Source organism: Streptomyces sp. NPDC006450, from assembly GCF_040612195.1.
Classification (GTDB): domain Bacteria; phylum Actinomycetota; class Actinomycetes; order Streptomycetales; family Streptomycetaceae; genus Streptomyces.
This window is the reverse complement of record NZ_JBEXPT010000043.1, coordinates 1-20082: the sequence shown is the minus strand read 5'-3', so window position 1 is coordinate 20082 and position 20082 is coordinate 1. Positions and strand designations below refer to the sequence as shown.

Annotated in this window: 18 protein-coding genes; 6 read left to right on the top strand and 12 right to left on the bottom strand. The window is 74.5% G+C overall.

Annotated elements, in window-relative coordinates:
- Positions 1 to 114: 114 nt before the first annotated feature.
- Together ABZY57_RS15820 and ABZY57_RS15815 are read left to right on the top strand one after the other, a co-directional pair.
- The gene (locus tag ABZY57_RS15820; RefSeq protein WP_356512161.1) at positions 115 to 504 is read left to right on the top strand and encodes a DUF6325 family protein; all 390 of its coding nucleotides are present in this window, start codon (positions 115 to 117) and stop codon (positions 502 to 504) included.
- Complete coding sequence (locus tag ABZY57_RS15815; protein ID WP_356512159.1) at positions 504 to 887, top strand: SHOCT domain-containing protein; 384 nt, start codon at positions 504 to 506, stop codon at positions 885 to 887. Before ABZY57_RS15820 ends, ABZY57_RS15815 begins: the two co-directional genes overlap by 1 nt.
- Positions 888 to 936: 49 nt before the next feature.
- Here the strand turns inward: ABZY57_RS15815 and ABZY57_RS15810 are convergent, their stop codons facing one another.
- On the bottom strand, positions 937 to 1122 hold the full coding sequence (locus tag ABZY57_RS15810; protein WP_356512157.1) for a hypothetical protein: 186 nt from the start codon (positions 1120 to 1122) through the stop codon (positions 937 to 939).
- 45 nt (positions 1123 to 1167) lie between these two features.
- On the opposite strand from ABZY57_RS15810, the gene ABZY57_RS15805 reads away from it, so the two are divergent.
- Positions 1168 to 2376 (top strand): NlpC/P60 family protein, encoded by a 1209-nt coding sequence (locus ABZY57_RS15805; RefSeq protein ID WP_356512155.1) that lies wholly within the window; start codon positions 1168 to 1170, stop codon positions 2374 to 2376.
- On the opposite strand, the gene ABZY57_RS15800 is transcribed toward ABZY57_RS15805, so the two are convergent.
- The 5 genes from ABZY57_RS15800 to ABZY57_RS15780 are packed head-to-tail and all read right to left on the bottom strand — an operon-like array spanning position 2337 to position 8025.
- Positions 2337 to 3587 carry a styrene monooxygenase/indole monooxygenase family protein gene (locus ABZY57_RS15800; RefSeq protein WP_356512153.1) on the bottom strand — a complete coding sequence of 417 codons (1251 nt, stop codon included), beginning with the start codon at positions 3585 to 3587 and terminating at the stop codon, positions 2337 to 2339. The genes ABZY57_RS15805 and ABZY57_RS15800 overlap by 40 nt on opposite strands.
- An 11-nt stretch (positions 3588 to 3598) precedes the next feature.
- Positions 3599 to 4234, bottom strand: a complete 636-nt coding sequence (locus tag ABZY57_RS15795) for an ATP/GTP-binding protein (RefSeq protein ID WP_356512202.1) — start codon at positions 4232 to 4234, stop codon at positions 3599 to 3601.
- A 19-nt stretch (positions 4235 to 4253) separates the two neighbouring features.
- Entirely contained in the window at positions 4254 to 4643 is a 390-nt protein-coding gene (locus tag ABZY57_RS15790) for a DUF742 domain-containing protein (protein ID WP_327254930.1), read from the bottom strand.
- Positions 4640 to 5131 (bottom strand): roadblock/LC7 domain-containing protein, encoded by a 492-nt coding sequence (locus tag ABZY57_RS15785; RefSeq protein ID WP_356512150.1) that lies wholly within the window; start codon positions 5129 to 5131, stop codon positions 4640 to 4642. The genes ABZY57_RS15790 and ABZY57_RS15785 overlap by 4 nt, the downstream gene beginning before the upstream one ends.
- Positions 5128 to 8025 carry a nitrate- and nitrite sensing domain-containing protein gene (locus ABZY57_RS15780; protein ID WP_356512148.1) on the bottom strand — a complete coding sequence of 966 codons (2898 nt, stop codon included), beginning with the start codon at positions 8023 to 8025 and terminating at the stop codon, positions 5128 to 5130. Before ABZY57_RS15780 ends, ABZY57_RS15785 begins: the two co-directional genes overlap by 4 nt.
- Before the next feature lie 417 nt (positions 8026 to 8442).
- Between ABZY57_RS15780 and ABZY57_RS15775 the strand changes: the two genes are divergently transcribed.
- On the top strand, positions 8443 to 9216 hold the full coding sequence (locus ABZY57_RS15775) for a protein phosphatase 2C domain-containing protein (RefSeq protein ID WP_356512146.1): 774 nt from the start codon (positions 8443 to 8445) through the stop codon (positions 9214 to 9216).
- A gap of 62 nt (positions 9217 to 9278) precedes the next feature.
- Here the strand turns inward: ABZY57_RS15775 and ABZY57_RS15770 are convergent, their stop codons facing one another.
- The 5 genes from ABZY57_RS15770 to ABZY57_RS15750 all read right to left on the bottom strand — a co-directional run bounded on the left by ABZY57_RS15770 (position 9279) and on the right by ABZY57_RS15750 (position 16209).
- Complete coding sequence (locus ABZY57_RS15770) at positions 9279 to 9719, bottom strand: MarR family transcriptional regulator (protein ID WP_243336175.1); 441 nt, start codon at positions 9717 to 9719, stop codon at positions 9279 to 9281.
- A gap of 102 nt (positions 9720 to 9821) precedes the next feature.
- Positions 9822 to 12236: an endopeptidase La gene (gene lon, locus ABZY57_RS15765; RefSeq protein ID WP_356512143.1), complete on the bottom strand. Its 2415-nt coding sequence runs from the start codon at positions 12234 to 12236 to the stop codon at positions 9822 to 9824.
- A 108-nt stretch (positions 12237 to 12344) separates the two neighbouring features.
- A complete protein-coding gene (locus tag ABZY57_RS15760; protein WP_356512141.1) occupies positions 12345 to 13283 on the bottom strand; it encodes a hypothetical protein in 939 nt (312 codons plus the stop codon).
- 73 nt (positions 13284 to 13356) lie between these two features.
- A complete protein-coding gene (locus tag ABZY57_RS15755) occupies positions 13357 to 14238 on the bottom strand; it encodes a sulfurtransferase (protein WP_356512139.1) in 882 nt (293 codons plus the stop codon).
- Between the two features lie 468 nt (positions 14239 to 14706).
- Positions 14707 to 16209: a hypothetical protein gene (locus tag ABZY57_RS15750; protein WP_356512137.1), complete on the bottom strand. Its 1503-nt coding sequence runs from the start codon at positions 16207 to 16209 to the stop codon at positions 14707 to 14709.
- A gap of 191 nt (positions 16210 to 16400) precedes the next feature.
- Here ABZY57_RS15750 and ABZY57_RS15745 point away from each other — a divergent pair, with 191 nt between their 5' ends.
- Complete coding sequence (locus ABZY57_RS15745; protein WP_356512135.1) at positions 16401 to 17024, top strand: hypothetical protein; 624 nt, start codon at positions 16401 to 16403, stop codon at positions 17022 to 17024.
- 117 nt (positions 17025 to 17141) lie between these two features.
- On the opposite strand, the gene ABZY57_RS15740 is transcribed toward ABZY57_RS15745, so the two are convergent.
- Positions 17142 to 17801: a TetR family transcriptional regulator gene (locus ABZY57_RS15740; protein ID WP_356512133.1), complete on the bottom strand. Its 660-nt coding sequence runs from the start codon at positions 17799 to 17801 to the stop codon at positions 17142 to 17144.
- A gap of 379 nt (positions 17802 to 18180) precedes the next feature.
- On the opposite strand from ABZY57_RS15740, the gene ABZY57_RS15735 reads away from it, so the two are divergent.
- Positions 18181 to 20028, top strand: coding sequence for a glycoside hydrolase family 3 N-terminal domain-containing protein (locus tag ABZY57_RS15735; protein ID WP_356512131.1), 1848 nt, complete (start codon positions 18181 to 18183; stop codon positions 20026 to 20028).
- Positions 20029 to 20082 lie beyond the last annotated feature (54 nt).

Genomic DNA, 20082 nt, shown 5'->3' with positions numbered 1-20082 from the left:
TAGCAAGGAGCCGGGCCGTATGTCCGCTTATGTCATAGTGTGCCGAAGAGTCGTCAGAACTGGTCGGAAGTGAAGTAGCGGATCAGCGCGTCAGCGGATCAGGAGTCTCCTGTCATGGGACCTGCGGAGTTCATCGTCCTGGCCTTTCCGGAAGAACAGCTACGGGTCGCCGCGGTCGAGGCGGTGATGGGGCTGCGCAAGGCCGGGGTCGTCCGGCTGATCGACGGGCTGGTGGCCACCAAGACGGCGTCCGGTGAGGTGCTGTCGGCGGAGTTCGACGAGTTCGTCGAACTCCGTGGCCTGCTCGCCCACCGGGAGGCGGCCCCGCTGATCGGCCCGGAGGACGTCACGGAATCGGCCGAACTGATGGACCGCGGCAGCTGCGCACTCCTCCTGGTCGTCGAGCACGTCTGGGCCGAGGACGCCGCCATCGCCGTACGTGCGGCGGGCGGCCGGATCGCGGGAGCGGTCCGGCTGCCGGCCGACCGGCTGGGGGCGGCCTGATGTTCATCCGCCCCATCGGCTCTGTCGTGAACCCCTCCCAGCGCCCCTCGGGCCACCCCCTGCTGCGCGGCATCCTGGCGCGCGGGGCCTACGTCTGGGACGCGGCGCACCACCCGGCGGCGGCCCCGCAGCCGCATCCGGAGCCGCAGGACGGCACGGCCCCGGCCCCGGCCGCTCCCCCCGGCGCGGCCCCGGCCCCTTCCGCCCGCCGGGAGCCCGCGGCCGCCCGCCCGGCTCCGCACCCGGGGCCTGCGGCTCCGGGACCGCTGCCCCCAGGAGCCGACCTGACGGACCGGCTGACCCAACTGGCCGCCCTGGCCCGCGAAGGCCTGCTCACGCCGGAGGAGTTCTCGGCGGCCAAGGCCCGCCTGCTGGCCGGCTGACCCGGCCGGCGGATCAATCCGCCGGTCACCACGCCGGTCACCACGCCGGTCACCCGTCGGCCATCCCGCCGGTCACCCCGCCGGCCGCCGCCCGGCCGCCGCCCGGCCGCCGCCCGGCCCGGACGGCCCTCGCCCCGTACGTGGCCGGAGGCGCGTCGATCGATGCGCCGGATCCGGTCGGCGGGCGTACGCCGACCGGGTGAGCGATGCGGCCCGGCCGTTCCGGGTGGGCCATTTGTCATATCGCGCGTGGCAGCATCGGCCGCCAGGAGGTGACCCCATGTCACGACGACGCCGACGTCGGCTGCTTCGCGCCGCGTGCCTCGCCGCAGCCCTCGTCACGGCCGGCCCGCTCCCCGTCGCCCACGGCGAGCCCGCAGCCCCCGCAGCCCCGCAGGCACCCGCGGCCCCGGACGCCCCCGCGGCACCCGCCGAGCCCGTCCGTGTCCTCCTCACCCGGCTGCAAGGTCTCTACCAGCGTGCCGAGCAGGCCACCGAGGCCTACAACGCCGCCGAGACCGCCCTCGCCGCCCGCCGGCGCGAGGAGAGCCGGCTCAGCACCGAGCTCGGCAAGGCCCGTACCGCCGTCACCGATGCGCAGGCCACCACGGGCCGGCTGGCGCGCGAGCAGTACAAGGGAGGCCGCGGGTTCTCCCCGTACGCCCGGATGCTGTTCGCCGGGGACCCCCAAGGGGCCCTGGAGCAGCGCCGGGTCGCCGCGCGCGAGGGTGCCCGGCGGGCCGCCGCGCTGGAGCGGCTCACCCGCGGCGAGAAGCAGGCCGACGCCCTCGCCACCGCCGCCCGCAAGGCCCTGGACTCCGAGCAGAAGCTGGCCGCCGAGACCAAGCAGCGCAAGGAGGAGGCCGCCACGCAGCTCAAGGAGGTCGAGCGGATGCTGGCCTCGCTCAGCCCCGCCCAGCTCACCGAGCTCGAAGCGCGGGAAGCCGAGGACACCGCCACCGCGCAGCGGGAGCTGCTCGGTTCGGGGAAGCTGGGCAGCGGCGGCGCGCCGTCGCTGCGCACCCCCACGGCGGCCGGCGGCACGGCCCTCACCTACGCGGCCGCCCAGATCGGGAAGCCGTACGTCTGGGGCGCCGAGGGGCCGGCCTCCTTCGACTGTTCCGGACTGACCTCGCAGGCCTGGGCGCACGCGGGCCGCGAGATCCCCCGCACCAGTCAGGAGCAGTGGGCCCGGCTGCCCAGGGTGCCGCTCGACGAACTGCGCCCCGGCGACCTGGTGGTGTACTTCCCGACCGCCACCCACGTGGCCCTGTACGTCGGCGACGGCAAGGTCATCCAGGCGCCCCGGCCGGGCGCGAAGGTGAAGGTCTCGCCGATCGCCGCGAATCCGCTGCTCGGCGCGGTACGGCCGGACCCCGACGGGGCTCCGCTGCGCTCCTTCAGCCCGCCGCCGCTGCCCGAGTCCGCGACGGCGGGGGACGATGCGGGTTACTCGGAGGCCGAGGCTCCCGCGACGTCCGCCAGGTAGTCCGCCGCGTCCTCGGGGTCGTAGAAGTACGCGTCGAAGTCGGCCGGGTTGTCGAAGCCGTTGGCGAACCGGTCCGCCACCGGCTGGAGCTGCCCGGCCGCGCCGATCAGGTTCAGCACGTGCTCCGGCGGGACGCCGAGCATGGCGTTCGTCCACTGGGTGGTGGGCTTGCCGCTGGTGAACCAGTACTTGTCGAAGGTCGCCTTCATCCACGCCTCGTCGAACGGGTTGTCCCCGTGCATCAGGATCGACGAGAGGTAGGAGGCGGCGCACTTGGCGGCGGAGTTCGCACCCTGCCCGGTGATCGGGTCGTTGGCGACGACCACGTCCGCGACGCCCAGCACCAGACCGCCGCCCGGCAGCCGGCCGATGGGGTTGCGGACGACGGGGGCGTACCGCCCGGCGAGCGTGGCGCCCGCGTCCGTCAGCTCCACCTTCGTCGCCCGCGCGTACTCCCAGGGAGTGAACTCCTCCATCAGTTCCAGCGCCAGCGCGAGGTGGTCCGCCGGGTCCTTCACGCCGCCGAAGGCGTCCAGCGGTCCGCCCGGGATGCCCTCCCAGAACAGGATGTCGGCGCGCCCGGAGGTGGTCAGCGTCGGCATCACGAACAGCTCGCCGACGCCCGGGACCAGGTTGCAGCGCACGGCCTCCGTCTCCGGGTGCTCGGGGCGCGGCGCCAGCCCGTGCACGTACGACACGGCGAGCGCGCGCTGAGGGGCGTCGTACGGGGAGCGGGCCGCGTCCCGGCCGAACAGCGAGACCAGCTCGCCCTTGCCGGCCGCGACCAGCACCAGGTCGTAGGTGCGGGAGAAGAAGTCCAGGTCGGAGACGGAGGCCCCGTGGATGACGAGCTGGCCGCCGCGCTGCGCGAAGGTGTCGAGCCAGCCGGCCATCTTCACGCGCTGGTCGACGGACTGCGCGTAGCCCTTCAGCTTGCCGAGCCAGTCGACGGCGCGGCCGGCGTCGGGCGTGGCGACCGAGACGCCGAGGCCCTCGATCTTCGGCGCCTGCTGCTCCCAGAAGTTGAGCTGGAGGTTCCGTTCGTGCTGCAGCGCCGTGTCGAACATGACTTGCGTGGACATGACACGCCCCGTGCGTATCTCCTCCGCCGTCCTGTTGGACATGAGGGTGACCTCGTACCCCTTCGCCTGGAGTCCGAGGGCGAGCTGGAGACCGGACTGGCCGGCGCCGACGACGAGTATCTTGCGCATCTGCACGTCCTCTATTCAGGGGTCGAGTCGAGGGCGTGGCCCACGAGCGTCATCAGGGATTCCAGTACCGTGACCCGGCGGCGCGCGTCCATGATCACGACGGGTACGCGCGCCGGTATGGTCAGCGCCTCCCGCACGTCCTCCGGTTCGTAGGAAGGCGTGCCCTCGAAGTGGTTGACGGCCACGGCGTACGGCAGCCCGCAGCTCTCGAAGTAGTCGAGCGCCGGGAAGCAGTCGCGCAGTCGCCGCGTGTCCGCGAGGACGATCCCGCCGACGGCGCCGCGCACCAGGTCGTCCCACATGAACCAGAAGCGCTCCTGGCCGGGGGTCCCGTACACGTACAGGACGAGGTCGTCGTCGAGCGTGACGCGGCCGAAGTCCATGGCGACGGTGGTGGTGTGCTTGTCCGGGGTCGCGGACAGGTCGTCGGTCGGCGCGGCGGCCTCGGTCATCACCGCCTCGGTGCGCAGCGGCCGGATCTCGGAGACGGAACCGACGAACGTGGTCTTGCCCACCCCGAAACCGCCCGCGACCAGCACCTTTACGGCGACGGGCGCGCGCGAGCGGTCGTACTGCCAGGGCTGTACGGGGTCGTCCCGGTCCGTGTCCGGGTTCGGGTTCGGCCCCGAAGTGTCCGGGTCCGTCATCGGGGAGAAGAGGTCGGTTTCAGAGACGGCGGAGCCCACTGAGCACCCTTTCGAGCAGAGCGCGGTCGGGACGGCCGCTGCCGTGCCCGGTCCCGTAGACACGGATCCTGCCCTGGTCGGCGAGGTCGCTGACCAGGACGCGGACCACGCCGAGCGGTAGCTTCAGCAGCGCGGCGATCTCGGCGATCGTCCGCATGCGGCGGCAGACCTCGACGATCGCCGGCATCTCCGGCATCCGGTCGGCCTTCCGCGGCTCGGACACCTTGGTGTCGAGGGCCGCGACGAAGGTCTCGACGTGCAGGATCTGCGTGAAGCGGGTGCGGCCGCCCGTAAGGGAGTACGGGCGTACGCGGGCGGGACGGCGGTCGGCGCCGCGTATCGGCAGCCGGTCGGAGGCCGGACTCCTCACGGGGTGTTCTCCATCGACTGGCGCAGCTCACTGCGGACTTCGGGGGTCAGGACGTGGCCGGCGCGGCCCACGAACAAGGCCATGTGGTAGGCGACGACGCTCATGTCGCAGTCGGGCGTGGCGTGCACGCCGAGCAGCGAGCCGTCGCTGATGGACATGACGAACACGGAACCGTGTTCCATGGCCACCATCGTCTGCTTGACCGAGCCGCCGTCCATCAGGGCGGCGGCGCCCGTGGTGAGCGAGCCGAGGCCGGAGACGATGGTCGCGAGATCGGCGGACGCGCCGCGGGGGCCGCTGGGGCGGGAGCCTGCCGAGGGTGTGGCCGGTGGGTCGGGCACCACCGGATCGGAGGACAGGAGGAGGAGCCCGTCCGAGGACACGACGGCCACCGAGTTGACCCCGGGGACCTCCTCGACGAGGTCGGTCAGCAGCCACTGAAGGTTGCGTGCCTGGGTGCTCAGTCCGTACGTACTGGACGCGTTCATGTGCGTGCCTCCTGTGCGGTGTCCCCCCGGTCGGTCTGCCCCTGGTCCTGCGGCGGGTCCTGCGGCGCGTCCTGACCGGGGGCGTGCGCGAGCTCGGCCTCCACGACGCGGCGCCCGTCCTGGGCACCCCGGTAGAACCCGCCGAGGCGGCGGCGCAGCTCGTCGGCGTCCACCCGGCCCGGCGCCGGGCGCACCTCGTCCCCGCGCCCGGCGGCCACCACGCGGGGGCTCCGCTTGGGGAGCCCCTTGTCGGTGAGGAGTTCCTCCGGCTCGGTCCCGTTCGGGGCGGGCGCCTCGGCCTGCGGCGGTACGCGGAACACCTGCTCGGCGGGTACCTCGGCCGGCGCCGGGACCCGGAACACCTGCTCCGTGGGCGGCAACTGCCCGGCCGGAGGCACGAACGCCTCAGGAGCGGGATCCGGCGCCACCCGGGCGGGCGGCTCCGCGGCAGCGGCCCGCGCGGTCTCGTGCGCGGGCTCCGGCTCGGGGAAGAGGGCGGCGGGATCGGGGGCGGGGGCGGGCTCCGGTGCCGGGGTGGCGGCCGGCGCCACGGCCTCGGCTTCGGGCGCGGCCGGGGCCGGCTCCGCGGACGGTTCCGGTTCCGGGGAGGGCGCCGGGGAGGGCTCCGGGTGAGGCTCCGCAGACGTCTCCGGGGCGGACTCCGGCAGCGCCGGGGCCGCCGGGGTCCCGGACGTGGAGGCGGCAGGGCCCCGTAGGCGCGAGGGGAGGGTGTTCTCGTTGGCCTCCGCGATCACCCCGGGCAGGTGCAGCGCGGGTGCGCCCGGCGCCCCCAGGGTGTGGACCGGCGAAGCCGGCGGGGTGGCGGGCAGCAGCGCCGCAGGTACGACGACCAGGGCTTCCGTACCGCCGTGCTGCAGGGTGCGCAGCTCGGCGGTGACCCCGTGCCGGGCCGCGAGCCGCCCGGCCACGTACAGGCCGAGGCCCAGGCCGTGTTCCGACTCGGGCTCCTCGTCGTACGCGTCCGGCGTGGCCAGCCGTTCGTTCAGCGTGGCCAGCCGGTCCCCGGTGATCCCGATGCCCTCGTCGATGACGGACAGCACCACGTCGCCGGTGTCCAGCAGCCAGCCGGACACCTTCACCTTGGCGTCCGGCGGGGAGAAGGTCGTCGCGTTCTCCAGGAGCTCGGCCACGACGTGCGAGATGTCGTCGGCGGCGTGCCCCGCGACCTGCGTGTACGAGGGCAGCACCCCGAGGTCGACGCGCTCGTAGCGCTCGATCTCGCTGACCGCCGCCCGCATGACGTCGACCAGCGGCACCGGCAGGCCCTGCCCGTGGCCGTGTTCCTGGCCGGCGAGGACGAGCAGGTTCTCGTTGTGGCGGCGCATCACCGTCGCCAGGTGGTCGAGCTTGAAGAGGGTGGAGAGGCGGTCCGGATCCGGTTCCTCGGACTCCAGCTCCTCGATGACGGCGAGTTGGCGCTCGACGAGTCCCAGGGTCCGCAGGGACAGCGATACGGACGTGGTCGACATGATGCGGCGGTGCTCTTCCAGCCCCGCCCGCAGCTGCGCGAGCTCTGCCTCCAGCGCCTCCCGGCCGGCCGAGAGCGCCTCGTTGCGGCCGATGAGGCGGCGCCGGTCGGCATCGAGTCCGGCGATCCGGGTGTGCAGGGAGACCGTCTGGTCGCGTACCGCGTTGAGGTGGCGGACCACCTCGGCGAACTCGTCGTTGCGGCCCGTGAAGCGGACCGGTTCCACCGAGCCCTCCGGCGTCGCCAGCCGTGCCGCGCCGCGCCGCAGGACCGACAGCGGGCGGGTCAGGGAGCGTGCGATGGCGGTGGAGATGCCGACGGTGACGAGGAACAGCACGCCGAGGAGGGCCAGCTTGACCTCCAGCGCGGTCACGTCGTCGTCGCGCAGCGCGGCGAGCGCGGTGGCGCGCTGGCCGGCGAGGGTGGCCTCGACCGAGCGCATCCGGTCGACGCGGGCGGTGAGGGCCGGTCCCACGGTGCCGGGATCGAGCTTGCGGTCGGAGGCCGAGAGGGACGGCCGGTCGGTGAGCCGCCTGAGGTAGTCGTCGGCCGTCTTGACCTCGGGTCCGGTGACGGTGGCGGCGAGGCTCTGGCGTACGTCCGGCCGCGCGGCCCGCGCGAAATCGTCCAGCGCGCCCTGCTCCCGGACCCGCGCCCGCTGGGCGGCGGCGGCGAGTTCGTCCACGTAGGCGCTGCCCGGCTGCCGCTCGCCGCCGGGCACGGACAGCGCGGCGAGCAGCAGTCCGCGGGTGGCGGAGGCCTGCTCCACGGCCTGGCCGAGGGGGCCCAGCGGGCGGGTGGTGACGAGGGCGTCCGCGGCGCGCGGCGGGGTCAGTTCGGCGAGCCGGGCGCTCGGCGCGAGGAGTTCGGCGATGACGCCGGAGTAGGCCTGGTGGGCGGTGAGCGCGCTGTCCTTGCCCTCGATGGACGCGGCGCGGACGGCGCCGACCCGGCCGAGGGCCTGGGCGAGCTCCTCGTCGGCTTCGGCCTGGACCTCGGCGAGCTGGCGGTCGGTGCCCGCGGCGCGTTCCTGGACCGCGGCGGCCTGCGTGCCCCGGGCGCCGCCGGGGCGGCCCTCGGCCACGTACGCGGTGACGGCGTCGCGCTCGTCTCCGAGCAGGTGGGCGAGGGTGAGGGTCTGCCGGCTCCGGTCGGCGAGGGTGACCAGGTCCTGGGAGTCCTTCAGGTCCGCGGAGGCGGACAGGACGGCGGGCGCTCCCGCCACGAGGACGGCGAGCCCGGCCACGGCGACCCCGATGACCAGCCTGCGGCGCACGCGGACGCGGCGCCCCGCGGGAGCGGCCGCGGCGACCGGGCCGTCGGGGGCTCGCCGGACGGGTGCGGTGCCGTCGGGTGCGGTGCCGTTCGCGACGGTGCCGTTCTTCCGAGGCCGCTTCTTCTGCACCGGTGCTCGCAATCCTGTTTACGTGTGCTGCTCGTTGCTCTTCGTCTGCCGGGGCCGGGGTGACGGCCGGTCACCGCAAACGGTTCCCCGTCTCCGTTGTACCGCCGCGCCGTACCGCCGCACCGCTTCAGACCCTCGCAGTGAGTTGGGAAGAGGGCCGTACATCGCCCGCCCGGCCACACGAAGGAGTGAACAGCACGGAGGAGTTGGCGACCAACTCGGCGATCGGCTGTCAGAGCCCCGCCGTGGACGGGTGGTTGAAAGATCGATGCGGCTTTTGGCAGGATGCCCGCCCACATACCGAGGGTCACCCCGCCGACCCCGCGCGTCCCTTCCCGCCCCACCCGTCCCGCTTTGGTCCGGACCTTCCCCGGCTCTTCCTGCCCTTACGGAGCCCCGCGCGGGCAGAATGTCCGCATGCGCATCGATCTCTCCTCCGCCCCCGGCAACCCGGAACGCCCCAACGAGGACTGGCTGTCGGCCGCGATCCCCGCCTCGGGCGGCGGCGTTCTGGTCGCCCTCGACGGGGTCACCCCGCCGCCGGGCGAGGTCGGATGCGCGCACGGAGTGCCGTGGTTCGCGGCCCGGCTGGGCGGCCGATTGACCGAACTGTCCGGATCGCGCCGGGACATGCCCCTCGACCGGATCCTGGCGGAGGCCATCCGCGGCACCGCCGACGCCCACCGCGACACGTGTGACCTTTCTCACGTCCGGACGCCGCAGGCGACGGTGGTCGTGGTCCGCTGGGACGAGTCCTGCGTCGAACACCTGGTGCTCTCGGACTCCGTACTCCTCCTCCAGGCGACCGGTGGCGAGGTGCGTGCGGTCCTCGACGACCGGCTGGACCGGATCCCGCGCGAGCGGCTGCGTACGGAGGCCTCCGCCGACGTGCTGCGCAACGCAGAGGGCGGCTTCTTCACCGCCGCCGCGGACCCGGAGGTGGCGGCCCGGGCGGTGACCGGGCGGACGCCGCGCGCGGACGTGCGGGCGGTGGCGGTGCTCACGGACGGGGCCAGCCGGTGGACGGACACCTTCGGGGAGGGCGACTGGGCCGCGTGCATGGCCGTGCTGCGCAAGGAGGGCGCGCAGTCCCTGATCGACCGGGTGCGCACCCTGGAATCGGACCCGCGCCGGGCGCACGGGCGCGGCAAGCGCCACGACGACGCGTCGGCGGCGTACGCGGAGCTCTAGGGGACGCGGAGTCCAGGGCCGCGGAGCTCCAGGGGTGCGGAGCTCCAGGGGTGCGGAGTGCGCTACTCCCCGCCCGCGTTCAACTGGTTCAGGAGCCGCGCCAGTTCCGCCACTTCTCCGCGGTCCCAGTCCGCGAGCTTGCGCATGTACTGCTCGCGCCGGGCACCCCGGACCCGCAGGAAGCGCTCCCGGCCCTCCTCCGTGAGGCCGACCAGGAAGGCCCGCCCGTCCGCCGGGTCCGGCTCGCGGGCCAGCAGGCCCAGGACCTCCAGGGCCCGCAGCTGCCGGCTCATCGTGGCCTTGCCGACCCCGAAGTACGCGGCGAGCTCGGTCGCCCGCTGGCGGCCGGCGGCCTCCAGCCGGACGAGGAGCCCGTACGCGGCCGGTTCCAGCTCCGGGTGCAGTTCGCGCGCCATCTCCCCGGAGGAGGCGCGGGCCCGTCGGAGGAAGACGGACAGCTCCCGCTCCAGGGCAAGGAACTCCTGGTCTTCGGTCCCGTGCAAGGCCCGCTCCTTCGCTGCTGTGTGGCCCACCAGTATTTCGCAGCGGGTACGCCGGGGGCCCGGGGCCCCGCCGAAGCGGTGGACCCCGGGCCCCGGCCCGGGTCAGGCCGCGGCGGCCACCGGGACCGCGGCCGCGGCCAGGGCCAGCTCCAGGACCTGGCGTACGTCCGTCACGGGGTGCACCGACAGCCCTGCCAGCACCTCGGCCGGAACGTCGTCCAGGTCGGCCTCGTTCCGCTTCGGGATGATGACGGTGGTCAGCCCGGCCCGGTGCGCGGCCAGCAGCTTCTGCTTGACCCCGCCGATCGGCAGCACGCGGCCGGTCAGCGAGACCTCGCCGGTCATGGCCACGTCCGTGCGGACCTGCCGGCCCGACAGCAGCGAGGCCAGCGCCGTCGTCATGGTGATGCCCGCGCTCGGACCGTCCTTGGGGACCGCGCCCGCCGGGAAGTGGATGTGCACGCCCCGGTCCTTCAGGTCGGCGACGGGGAGTTCCAGCTCGGCGCCGTGCGAGCGCAGGAAGCTGAGCGCGATCTGCGCCGACTCCTTCATCACGTCTCCGAGCTGGCCCGTCAGCGTGAGCCCGGCCGCGCCCGTCTCGGGATCGGACAGCGAGGCCTCGACGAACAGGACGTCACCGCCCGCCCCGGTCACGGCGAGGCCCGTGGCCACGCCCGGTACCGCGGTGCGCCGCTCGGACGGGTCCTGCGCGGACTCCGGCACGTGGTGCGGCCGCCCGATGAGCGCCCGCAGGTCGCCGGCGCCGATCCGCAGCGGCAGCTCCCGCTCCCCCAGCTCGTGCTGGGAGGCCACCTTGCGCAGCAGCCGGGCGAGGGAACGCTCCAGGGTGCGTACGCCCGCCTCCCGGGTGTACTCCCCCGCCAGCTTGCGCAGCGCGTCCTCCTCCAGGACCACTTCCTCCGTGGCCAGGCCCGCGCGCTCCAACTGCCGGGGCAGCAGGTGGTCGCGGGCGATGACCACCTTCTCGTCCTCGGTGTAGCCGTCGAGGCGGACCAGCTCCATGCGGTCGGCGAGGGCCTCCGGAATGGCCTCCAGGACGTTGGCGGTGGCCAGGAACACGACGTCGCTCAGGTCGAGTTCCACCTCCAGGTAGTGGTCCCGGAAGGTGTGGTTCTGGGCGGGGTCGAGGACTTCGAGCAGCGCGGCCGCCGGGTCTCCCCGGAAGTCGGAGCCGACCTTGTCGATCTCGTCGAGCAGGACGACCGGGTTCATGGAACCGGCTTCCTTGATCGCCCGTACGATCCGGCCGGGCAGCGCGCCCACGTACGTACGCCGGTGCCCGCGGATCTCGGCCTCGTCGCGGACTCCGCCGAGGGCCACGCGGACGAACTCGCGTCCCATGGCGTGCGCCACGGACTCCCCGAGGGAGGTCTTGCCGACCCCCGGAGGGCCGACGAGCGCCAGCACGGCCCCGCCCCTGCGGCCGCCGACGACGCCCATCCCGCGCTCGGAGCGGCGCTTGCGCACCGCCAGGTACTCGGTGATCCGGTCCTTCACGTCGCTCAACCCGGCGTGCTCCGCGTCCAGGACGGCGCGGGCTCCCCGGATGTCGTACTCGTCCTCGGTCCGCTCGTTCCAGGGCAGTTCGAGCACGGTGTCCAGCCAGGTGCGGATCCAGGAACCCTCCGGGGACTGGTCGCTGGAGCGCTCCAGCTTGTCGACCTCCTTGAGGGCGGCTTCCCGTACCTTCTCGGGCAGGTCCGCGGCCTCGACCCGGGCCCGGTAGTCGTCGGACTCCTCGCCGTCCGACTCCCCGTTGAGCTCGCGCAGTTCCTTGCGCACGGCGTCGAGCTGCCGCTTCAGCAGGAACTCGCGCTGCTGCTTGTCGACGCCGTCCTGGACGTCCTTGGCGATGGACTCGGCGACGTCCTGCTCGGCGAGGTGGTCGCTGAGCGCCTTGACCGCGAGGCGCAGCCGGGCGACGGGGTCCGCCGTCTCCAGCAGCTCCACCTTCTGCTCGACGCTCAGGAACGGGGAGTAGCCGGAGTTGTCCGCGAGGGCCCCGACCCCCTCGATCTGCTGCACCCGGTCCACGACCTGCCAGGCCCCGCGCTTCTTGAGCCAGCTCGTGGCGAGCGCCTTGTACTCCTTGACGAGCTCGGCGACGGCCCCGGGCAGCGGATCGGGGAGGGCCTCGGCGGCCTCGTCGAAGGGTTCGCCCTCGACCCAGAGCGCTGCCCCGGGCCCGGTCGTACCGGCCCCGATGCGGACCCTGCCGCGCCCCCTGATCAGTGCCCCGGGGTCCCCGTCGGACAGCCGTCCCACCTGCTCGACGGTCCCGAGCACGCCGGTGGCGGCGTACTTCCCGTCGACCCGGGGCACGAGCAGCACCTTCGGCTTGTCGCCCCCGGCGGCGGCCTGAGCGGCCTGCGCGGCCTCGACGGCACCCCGCACCTCCGCATCGGACAGGTCCAGCGGAACGACCATCCCGGGCAGCACGACCTCGTCGTCGAGCGGCAACACGGGCAGGGTGAGCGTTACGGACGTCGAAGCCATGATCTTCCCTCCGGCAGTGAAGTTGAGCTATGCCGACTCAATGCATGTGCGCGCCCCAATGTTCCCCAAGTGCCGTTCGCCGGGGGCGAACAAGAGGAGGGGGTGTCCTCAGAGGGTGCTGTCGGCGGCCTCGCCCAAGGCCGTCCGCAGCTGTTCGTAGGTGGGGGCGAGCCGCCGCAGGAGCGCCGCCGCCGTCCGGTCGTCGCCGTGGACCAGCGGATACTGCAGGGCGCCCAGGATGCGGGCCTGGCCCTGTGCGAGGGCGGCCGCGCGGGGCAGCCCGAGCTCTTCCAGGCACGTCGACGCGTCGTTCAGGCGGCGCGCCCCCACGCGGACGCCGAACCCGGTGAGCAGGGTGCGGATGCCGGGAGACAGGCCTTCGGCGACCATCTCCGCGAGCCTCTCGACGGCGGCGGCCCCGCCCAGCGTGCCGGCCGGTACGGGGAGCTCGGCGCGACCGGCCAGCCAGCGGCGCGCTCCCGGCAGCGACCGCCTCAGCGCGTCGGCGGCCGTGACCCGGCGATCGCGCACGAAGCCGGTCCGCAGCACGAACGGGGCGTCGGTGTAGCCGACCGACGTCGCCTCCCACGCGGAGAGGAAGGCCCGTGTGGGCAGGGTCGCGTAGGGGTGGCCGTGGGGGTCGTGGAGTTCGATGCCGTCCTGGCCGGCGGCGAGGACCACGACGTAGTGGTCGCCGCCCTCGGCGTCCGGCGTGCCGGGCTGGTACAGCAGCAGCCCCATGTCCACCGGCCCGACCAGGGCCGGCCCGCGCGAACAGGCGGCCCGCAACCGTTCCACCGCCTCGTCCGGCGACCCGCCGTCGCTGCGCTCACAACTCCAGCCCAGCCGTGCGATCGCGGCGTCGAGGCCCGCCTCGGGGTCCCACCCGTACGGATCGAACAGCGGCAGGGAACCGCCGATGAGCTGCGCGCCGAACGGAGAGCCCGTCAGCGTCTCGATGACCGCGGTGGACGGGGACTCCCCACCCAGCACCATGGCCAGCGAGTTGGTGTAGCAGTAGGGGCCGGATCCTACGTAGTCGAGCACAGGGAACCCTTCGCAGACTGGTGGAGGATCCGCCGGACGGATCGCCCGGCGGGTACGGGACCAGTCGACCGCCTCACACGGTGTCAGGGTCAACCTCGCCCCGGACGACCGGCCGGTCCGGGGAGGGCATGCCCCACTCGCTCCAGGAGCCGTCGTACACGGCCAGGTCCCCGTACCCGGCGAGGTCCGCGCCGAGCGCGAGCACGCAGGCAGTGACCCCGGAACCGCAGCTGAAGTACAGCCGTTCCCGCTCACCCGCCGCCGCCCCGAAGGCTGCGCGGAGTTCGGCTGCGGGGCGCATCAGCCCGTCGGGGCGCTGCAGTTCGCCGAAGGGGAGGCTGACCGCGCCCGGCATGTGTCCGCCGCGCAGACCCGGACGGGGCTCGGGGGCGGTGCCGGCGAAGCGTTCGCGGGTCCGGGCGTCGAGCACCGCGGCGGCCGGATCGGCCAGGGCCGCCGAGACGGTGGCCGCGTCCACCAGCAGCCCGGCGCGGGGCCGGGCCGTGAAGGAGCCGCGCGGGCCCTCGTACCCCGGCCGGCGCTCCTCCACCGGCCGCCCGGCGGCGAGCCACGCGGGCAGCCCGCCGTCGAGGACCGCGACCCTGTCGAAGCCCATGGCGCGCAGCATCCACCAGGCGCGGGCACTGGAGTAGATCCCGGCGCCGTCGTACGCGACGACCGTGCTGCCGCCGTCGACGCCGAGGGCGCGCATCGCCTCGCCGAAGGCGGCGGGGCCGGGCATGGTGTGCGGGGCGGCGGCGGTGTGGTCGGACAGCGCGCCGTCGAGATCGAAGGGGCGGGCCCCCGGAATCCGCCGGTCCGTGTCGCGGTGCGCCCCGACGGAGGCGTCGAAGACGACCAGTCCGGGCATCCCGAGCCGCTCCGCGAGCCACTCCCCATCGACGAGCGGCCCGGGCGGCACGAGCGAGTGGGGGCGGGGACGGGCTGCATCCATACGGCACCTCCGGCAGAAGTCGGCGGACCACCCCGGCAAGATCGGCGACCCGCCGCCCATCCTCCCTCCCCCGACCCCGCCTCCCCCGAACGCCCCCACCTCCGGCGCACGTTCCCACACCGCCCGGCCCCGCCCTGACGCAGAGCCGCGCGGGGTCCGGGGCGGAGCCGACGGGTCTTCGGGGTCCGGGCCGGCGGGGCGCGGCAGGCCTGGGGCGGAGCCCCCCGTCCATCGAGTCCGTCCTGCCCGGCGCGGCGGGGTCCGGGGCGGAGCCCTGGGTCTTTCGGGGCCGGGGCCGGCCCGGGGAACGGTGGCAGGGCGGGTAGGGGAACTCCGCCCGGCGGGTCCGGGGGCGGGCCGGTGCGGCGGTACCGGGCTCGCGCCGGGCGGCCCGGAGGTGGGCGGGACCGGTCGGCGCAGGCACCCCCCGAGGGGCAGGCGGTGGGGCCAGGAGGGGCCCGCCGGGGCCTACGGGCAGGTGCCCGGCCGGGCGAAGACGGCCACGCGGGCGCCGCGCACGTCCGTCACGGAGCACAGGTCGAAGGAGGAGACCAGCGTCTGGCGTTTCACCGCCTCGGCCGGGTAGCCGTCCAGCGGCTGCCCCACCGGGTCGAGCAGGGCGATCACCCGGTCGACGGCCGGGTCCAGCAGCGCCGCCTGGATCTCTTCCGGTGTCCGCTCCACGCCCTGGAGGCTCCGCGAAGCCGCCGGGGTGCGGGACAGGGCGAGGTCGCGGAGGGATCCGTAGGCCTCCGGCGAGGACAACAGCCACTCGCGCCTCCGCGAGGGCAGGAACAGCACCGCGTCGCCCGGGCGCGCGACTTCGCCGACGGCCGCCGCGACGGCCCGCGCGTCGTCCTTGCGGCTCTCGGGGGTACGCAGCCACGCGGACCAGAACACGGCCGGGGCCAGCAGGACCCCGACCAGCGGCCACACCCACCAGCCCCGCGCCGCGGCGAGCCGCGCCCCCGCGAGGAGGGCGAGGCCGGCGAGGGCGTAGAGGACGTACCGGTCCACGTACCAGGGGTGCACCAGCGAGATCGCGAGCAACAGCCCGGGCGGCAGCAGCGCCAGCGGCAGGGCGACCCGTACGAGTTCCCGCGCGGCTCCCCGGGCCAGGAGCAGCGAGGCGGCCGCGAGGACCCCGTACGCCGCCCAGTCCTGCCAGCTCGGCCGACCGAGCCAGCCCAGCTGCTGCTGCGCCTGCCGCGCGCTGACCAGGGCGAGCGGCAGCAGCGCCGCCACCACCGCCCCCGCGGCGAGCCGCCAGCCGCGCGAGCGCCGGGCGGCGAACGCGTGCGCGGGCAGCGCCAGTACGGCGAACTCGTGCAGCCAGCACCCCAGCACGAGCACCACGGCGTAGGCGACCCAGCGCTCGCGCAGCATCAGGTACGTGGCCCAGACGACGGCCGCGGCGACGAGGGCGTACGAGCGCCCCTCCTGGGCGTACATCTGCACGGGCGGCAGCAACGCGTACCCGACCCCGGCCAGCAACGCGACCCGGTCGGGGACGCCGGGCCGATCGGCCCGCTCGGCGGCGTCGGGGACGCCGGGCCGGTCGGCGCGCTCGGCCCGGTCGGCCCGATCGGTGTGGTCGGTGTGGTCGGGGCGGCCCACGGGGTCGGGGCCTCCGGTCCGGTCGGGGCCGTCGGCCTGGTCGGATTCGCCTGACGTGCCGGGCAGGCCGGGCACGCGGCCCCCTCGCCCGGGGCCGCCGCGCAGCGCAGCCGCACGCGTCAGGTGGTGGGCCACCGCGGCCACACCGGAGGCGGCGAGGGCCGTCGCGGCCACCGAGGGGAGGCGCAGGGCCCAGAGGCCGGCATCGGGGGCGGCGCCGCCCGTCGCCGCGAAGACCGCGTGCATCAGCAGGTAGTAGAGGCCGTGTACGGCGTCGACCTGGCCGAGCAGTTCCCAGAGTTCCCCGAGCGGCCGGTGCGCGACCTGCCACGTGACGGACTCGTCGCGCCACATGGAGCCGCCCCGCGAGAGGCCCCAGAGCCCGAGTGCGAGGGCGGTGAGCGGCGGCAGCCAGCGCCAAGGGGCGAAGCGGCGGATGTCGGCCTCCGGGTGCTATCCGTGCGGGTGGTACTGACTCCATACTCGGGGTTCGAGCCGGATACCTGCGGGGGTGGGGCGTGCGAGCACCTGGTGGACGAGTGGGCTTGGCGACGGCGGCCGTGGCGCTGGCCGTGGTGGCGGCCTTGGGCGGGTGTTCCTCCGACGGGTCGAAGGACGGGGCCTCCCCGGCACCGAACGCGAGCACGGGCACGAGCACCGGCCCCGCCACCAGCGCCCCGTCCGGGACGGCGACGGACGCCCCGGGGACTCCGTCCCCCGGTGAGAGCGCCGACCGGAGTCCGGCGCCGGGCACCGGTACGACCGGTCCCGCCCCGCAGCCCGCGCCCAGCACCTCCGCTCCCGCGCCCAGCGCCTCGACCCCCACCGGCGGCGAGACCCTCCTCGCGGTCACCCGCAGCGGCGGCATCGGCGGAAAGACCAGCACCTTGATCATCAAGGGTGACGGATCGTTCCTCCGGCTCAACGCGAAGGCCGAGACGGTCGACCGCGACAAGCTCTCGGCGGCCGCCCTCACGAAGCTGCGCACCGCGCTCCAGGAGGCGGACTTCCCCCGTCTGCCGCGCATCTCGATGCCCAAGGAGCCGGTCTTCGACGCCTTCACGTACGCCTTCCGGCACGGCGGCTACGAGGTCGCCGCCGCCCAGACCACGCTGCCGCGCCCCCTGGAAGGCGTCCTTGGCGCCCTGCCGCCCTTCGAGCCGCGCTGACATCACGCCACGGGCTGAACGGCGACCAGGGCGGCCAGGACGGCCACGGCGACCACGGCGAGCCGGACGACCGGACCAGGCACCGCCGCAACCGCCGCAACCGCCGCTACCGCCCCGTCACAGCCCCGTCCCCGCCACCGTGATCTCCCGCAGCCGCCGGTCCAGGTACCCGCGGAGCAGGACCGCCATGTCCACGCCCTCCGGTTCCAGCACCCACTGGATCTGGAAGCCGTCCATCACCGCGATGATCTCCCGGCCGACGGCCTCGCAGTCCGTGTCCGGCTTCACCTCGCCGCGCACTACGCCCGCCCTGAGCAGGCCGACGCTGTAGCCGAGGACCCGGTCGTAGCGCTGCCGAAAGTAGGCGTGCGCGGGGTGGCCGGGGTTCCCGGACTCACCGACCAGCGTGTTGTACATCCGTACGAGACCGGGCCGGCGGGCGTTGTCCTCGGCGAGGGCGACCACCGCCGTGAAGTGCACGGCGACCGAGGGGACCTCCTCCGCGGACTCACTGAAGAGCCGCTCGACGTCGTGCTGCTCGCTCTGCGCCAGGACGGACAGGAGCAGGTCCTCCTTGCCCCGGAAGTGATGCAGCAGGCCGCCCTGGGTGATCCCGCAGTCGTTGGCGATCCGGGCGAGCGAGGAGGCGTGGAAGCCCCACTGCGCGAAGTGCTCGACGGCGGTGTCGAGGATCTTCTGGCGCCGGGCGTCGCCCACCGCGTAGCCGCCCCGGGCGGCCGCCGCCTTGGGGGCCGTCCGGCCCTTGTCCTGTGCCATGCGGACCACCCTAATCCCGACCGTTTCCGGCCATCCCGAGCGCGTGATCCAGCTCACTGCACGAAAACCTAGTGGGTGCACGGTTTTCGCCCCTACGGTGAAACCGCCCGGTCGGTGACGAGGCCGACGCGGAGACGTTGGAGCCCCCATGCCGCTCACGCAGGACCCCGCAAGCGCCCTCCACGCCGCCTGCCGAACCGACCCGGCCACGCCCGCCCCCGCCCCCGGCCGCTCTCCCGGCCCACGCACCGGCCCATGCCCCGGTCGAGTCGGCCTTCCGCCTGGACGCCGCCACCCGGCCCTGCGCGCGCACCGCCGCCTTCGCGGCGGCGCCACGACCGCCGGCGGCGCCGCCCTCGTCCGCCTCAGGAGCCCTGCCATGAACGCCACCCCGAGCACCCCGAGCACCCCCACTCCGCGCACCACCCCCACCACGCCCACCGCCCCTGCCACGCCTGCCACTCCCGCCGCCCCCCTCCCCTACCGGGACGCCTCCCTCCCCGTCGACCGGCGCGTCGAGGACCTGCTCTCCCGCATGACCCTGGAGGAGAAGGCCGGCCAGCTCTTCCACTCGATGCTGATGATGAATCCGGACGGCACCCCGGTCACCGAGACCGACGGCTCGATCCTCCCGTTCACCACCCCCGAGCTGATCGAGGGCCGCCACCTCACCCACTTCAACCTCCTCGGCAGCTACGGCGCCCGCGAGATGGCGCTCTGGCAGAACGCGGTCCAGGAGATGGCCGCCGGCACCCGGCTCGGCATCCCGGTGACCCTGTCCACCGACCCCCGGCACTCCTTCACCGACAACGTCGGCGCCTCCTTCAACGCCGGCGCCTTCTCCGCCTGGCCCGAGGCCATCGGCCTGGCCGCGACAGGCGATCCGGAGCTGGTCTTCGAGTTCGCCGACACCGTGCGGCGGGAGTACCTCTCCGTCGGCTTCCGCGTCGCCCTGCACCCGCAGATCGATCTGGCCACGGAGCCGCGCTGGGCGCGCCAGTCGGGCACCTTCGGTTCGGACGCGAAGCTCACGGGCGAGCTGGTGCGGGCCTACGTACGGGGCCTGCAGGGCGAGACGCTCGGTGCGGCCTCGGTGTCGGCGATGGTCAAGCACTTCCCGGGCGGCGGCCCGCAGAAGGACGGCGAGGACCCGCACTTCGCGCACGGCAAGGAACAGGTCTACCCGGGCGGGATGCGCGAGCACCACCTGGAGCCGTTCAAGGCGGCCATCGCGGCCGGCTGCTCGCAGATGATGCCGTACTACGGCCAGCCCACCGGCACCGACTGGGAAGAGGTCGGCTTCGGCTTCAACAAGGGCGTCGTCACCGGCCTGCTCCGCGAGGAGCTCGGCTTCCAGGGCATCGTCTGCACCGACTGGGGCCTGCTCAACGCATCGACGATCTTCGGCGAGCCGCACCCGGCCCGCGCCTGGGGCGTGGAGCACCTGAGCGTGGCCGAGCGGGCCGCCCGCGCGCTGGACGCCGGATGCGACCAGTTCGGCGGCGAGCAGTGCCCCGAGGTCATCGTGGAGCTGGTCCGCTCGGGCCGTGTCCCGCAGGCCCGGATCGACGCCTCCGTACGCCGCCTGCTGCGCGAGAAGTTCGTCCTCGGACTGTTCGAGAACCCGTACGTGGACCCGGACGTGGCGGCCGAGACGGTCGGCCGCGCCGACTTCACGGCAGCCGGCGCCGCGGCCCAGCGGCGCTCCCTGACGGTGCTCACCAACACCGGGAAGACCCTGCCGGTGTCCGGTCGGCCGAAGCTGTACGTCAAGGACGTGGACGCGGACGTCGCGGCGGCGTACGGGGAACTCGTGTCCGACCCGGCCGACGCGGACCTGGCGGTGCTGCGGCTGCGCACCCCGCACGAGCCCCGCACGAACATCTTCGAGTCCTTCTTCCACTCGGGTTCGCTGGCCTTCCCCGAGCCGGAGCTCACCGAGATCCTCTCCCTCCTGGACGCCGTCCCGACCCTGGTCTGCATCAACCTGGAGCGGGCCGCGGTGATCCCCGAGATCGCGGAGCGGGCAGCCGCGCTGATCGCGGACTACGGTGCTTCGGACGCCGCGCTCCTGGACGTGGCCTTCGGCCGGGCCGCAGCCGAGGGCCGCCTCCCCTTCGAGCTCCCGCGCTCGATGGCGGCCGTCGCGGCCTCCCGCCCGGACGTCCCGAACGACACCGCCGACCCGGTCTTCCCGCACGGCCACGGCCTGGCCGTCCGTTCCTGACGCACCCCCGTCCCCCGCCCCGCACCCCGTACCCCGCACGCCGGCGGGCCGGAT

What these genes read in the sequence shown, in the direction of transcription:
- ABZY57_RS15735 (WP_356512131.1), top strand. Translation starts at nt 18,181, where the DNA reads ATGAACGCCACCCCGAGCACCCCGAGCACCCCCACTCCGCGCACCACC.
- ABZY57_RS15810 (WP_356512157.1), bottom strand. Translation starts at nt 1,122, where the DNA reads ATGGCCCACCCGGAACGGCCGGGCCGCATCGCTCACCCGGTCGGCGTA.
- ABZY57_RS15775 (WP_356512146.1), top strand. Translation starts at nt 8,443, where the DNA reads ATGCGCATCGATCTCTCCTCCGCCCCCGGCAACCCGGAACGCCCCAAC.
- ABZY57_RS15800 (WP_356512153.1), bottom strand. Translation starts at nt 3,587, where the DNA reads ATGCGCAAGATACTCGTCGTCGGCGCCGGCCAGTCCGGTCTCCAGCTC.
- ABZY57_RS15795 (WP_356512202.1), bottom strand. Translation starts at nt 4,234, where the DNA reads ATGACGGACCCGGACACTTCGGGGCCGAACCCGAACCCGGACACGGAC.
- ABZY57_RS15740 (WP_356512133.1), bottom strand. Translation starts at nt 17,801, where the DNA reads ATGGCACAGGACAAGGGCCGGACGGCCCCCAAGGCGGCGGCCGCCCGG.
- ABZY57_RS15820 (WP_356512161.1), top strand. Translation starts at nt 115, where the DNA reads ATGGGACCTGCGGAGTTCATCGTCCTGGCCTTTCCGGAAGAACAGCTA.
- ABZY57_RS15815 (WP_356512159.1), top strand. Translation starts at nt 504, where the DNA reads ATGTTCATCCGCCCCATCGGCTCTGTCGTGAACCCCTCCCAGCGCCCC.
- ABZY57_RS15785 (WP_356512150.1), bottom strand. Translation starts at nt 5,131, where the DNA reads ATGAACGCGTCCAGTACGTACGGACTGAGCACCCAGGCACGCAACCTT.
- ABZY57_RS15755 (WP_356512139.1), bottom strand. Translation starts at nt 14,238, where the DNA reads ATGGATGCAGCCCGTCCCCGCCCCCACTCGCTCGTGCCGCCCGGGCCG.
- ABZY57_RS15805 (WP_356512155.1), top strand. Translation starts at nt 1,168, where the DNA reads ATGTCACGACGACGCCGACGTCGGCTGCTTCGCGCCGCGTGCCTCGCC.
- lon (WP_356512143.1), bottom strand. Translation starts at nt 12,236, where the DNA reads ATGGCTTCGACGTCCGTAACGCTCACCCTGCCCGTGTTGCCGCTCGAC.
- ABZY57_RS15750 (WP_356512137.1), bottom strand. Translation starts at nt 16,209, where the DNA reads ATGTGGCGCGACGAGTCCGTCACGTGGCAGGTCGCGCACCGGCCGCTC.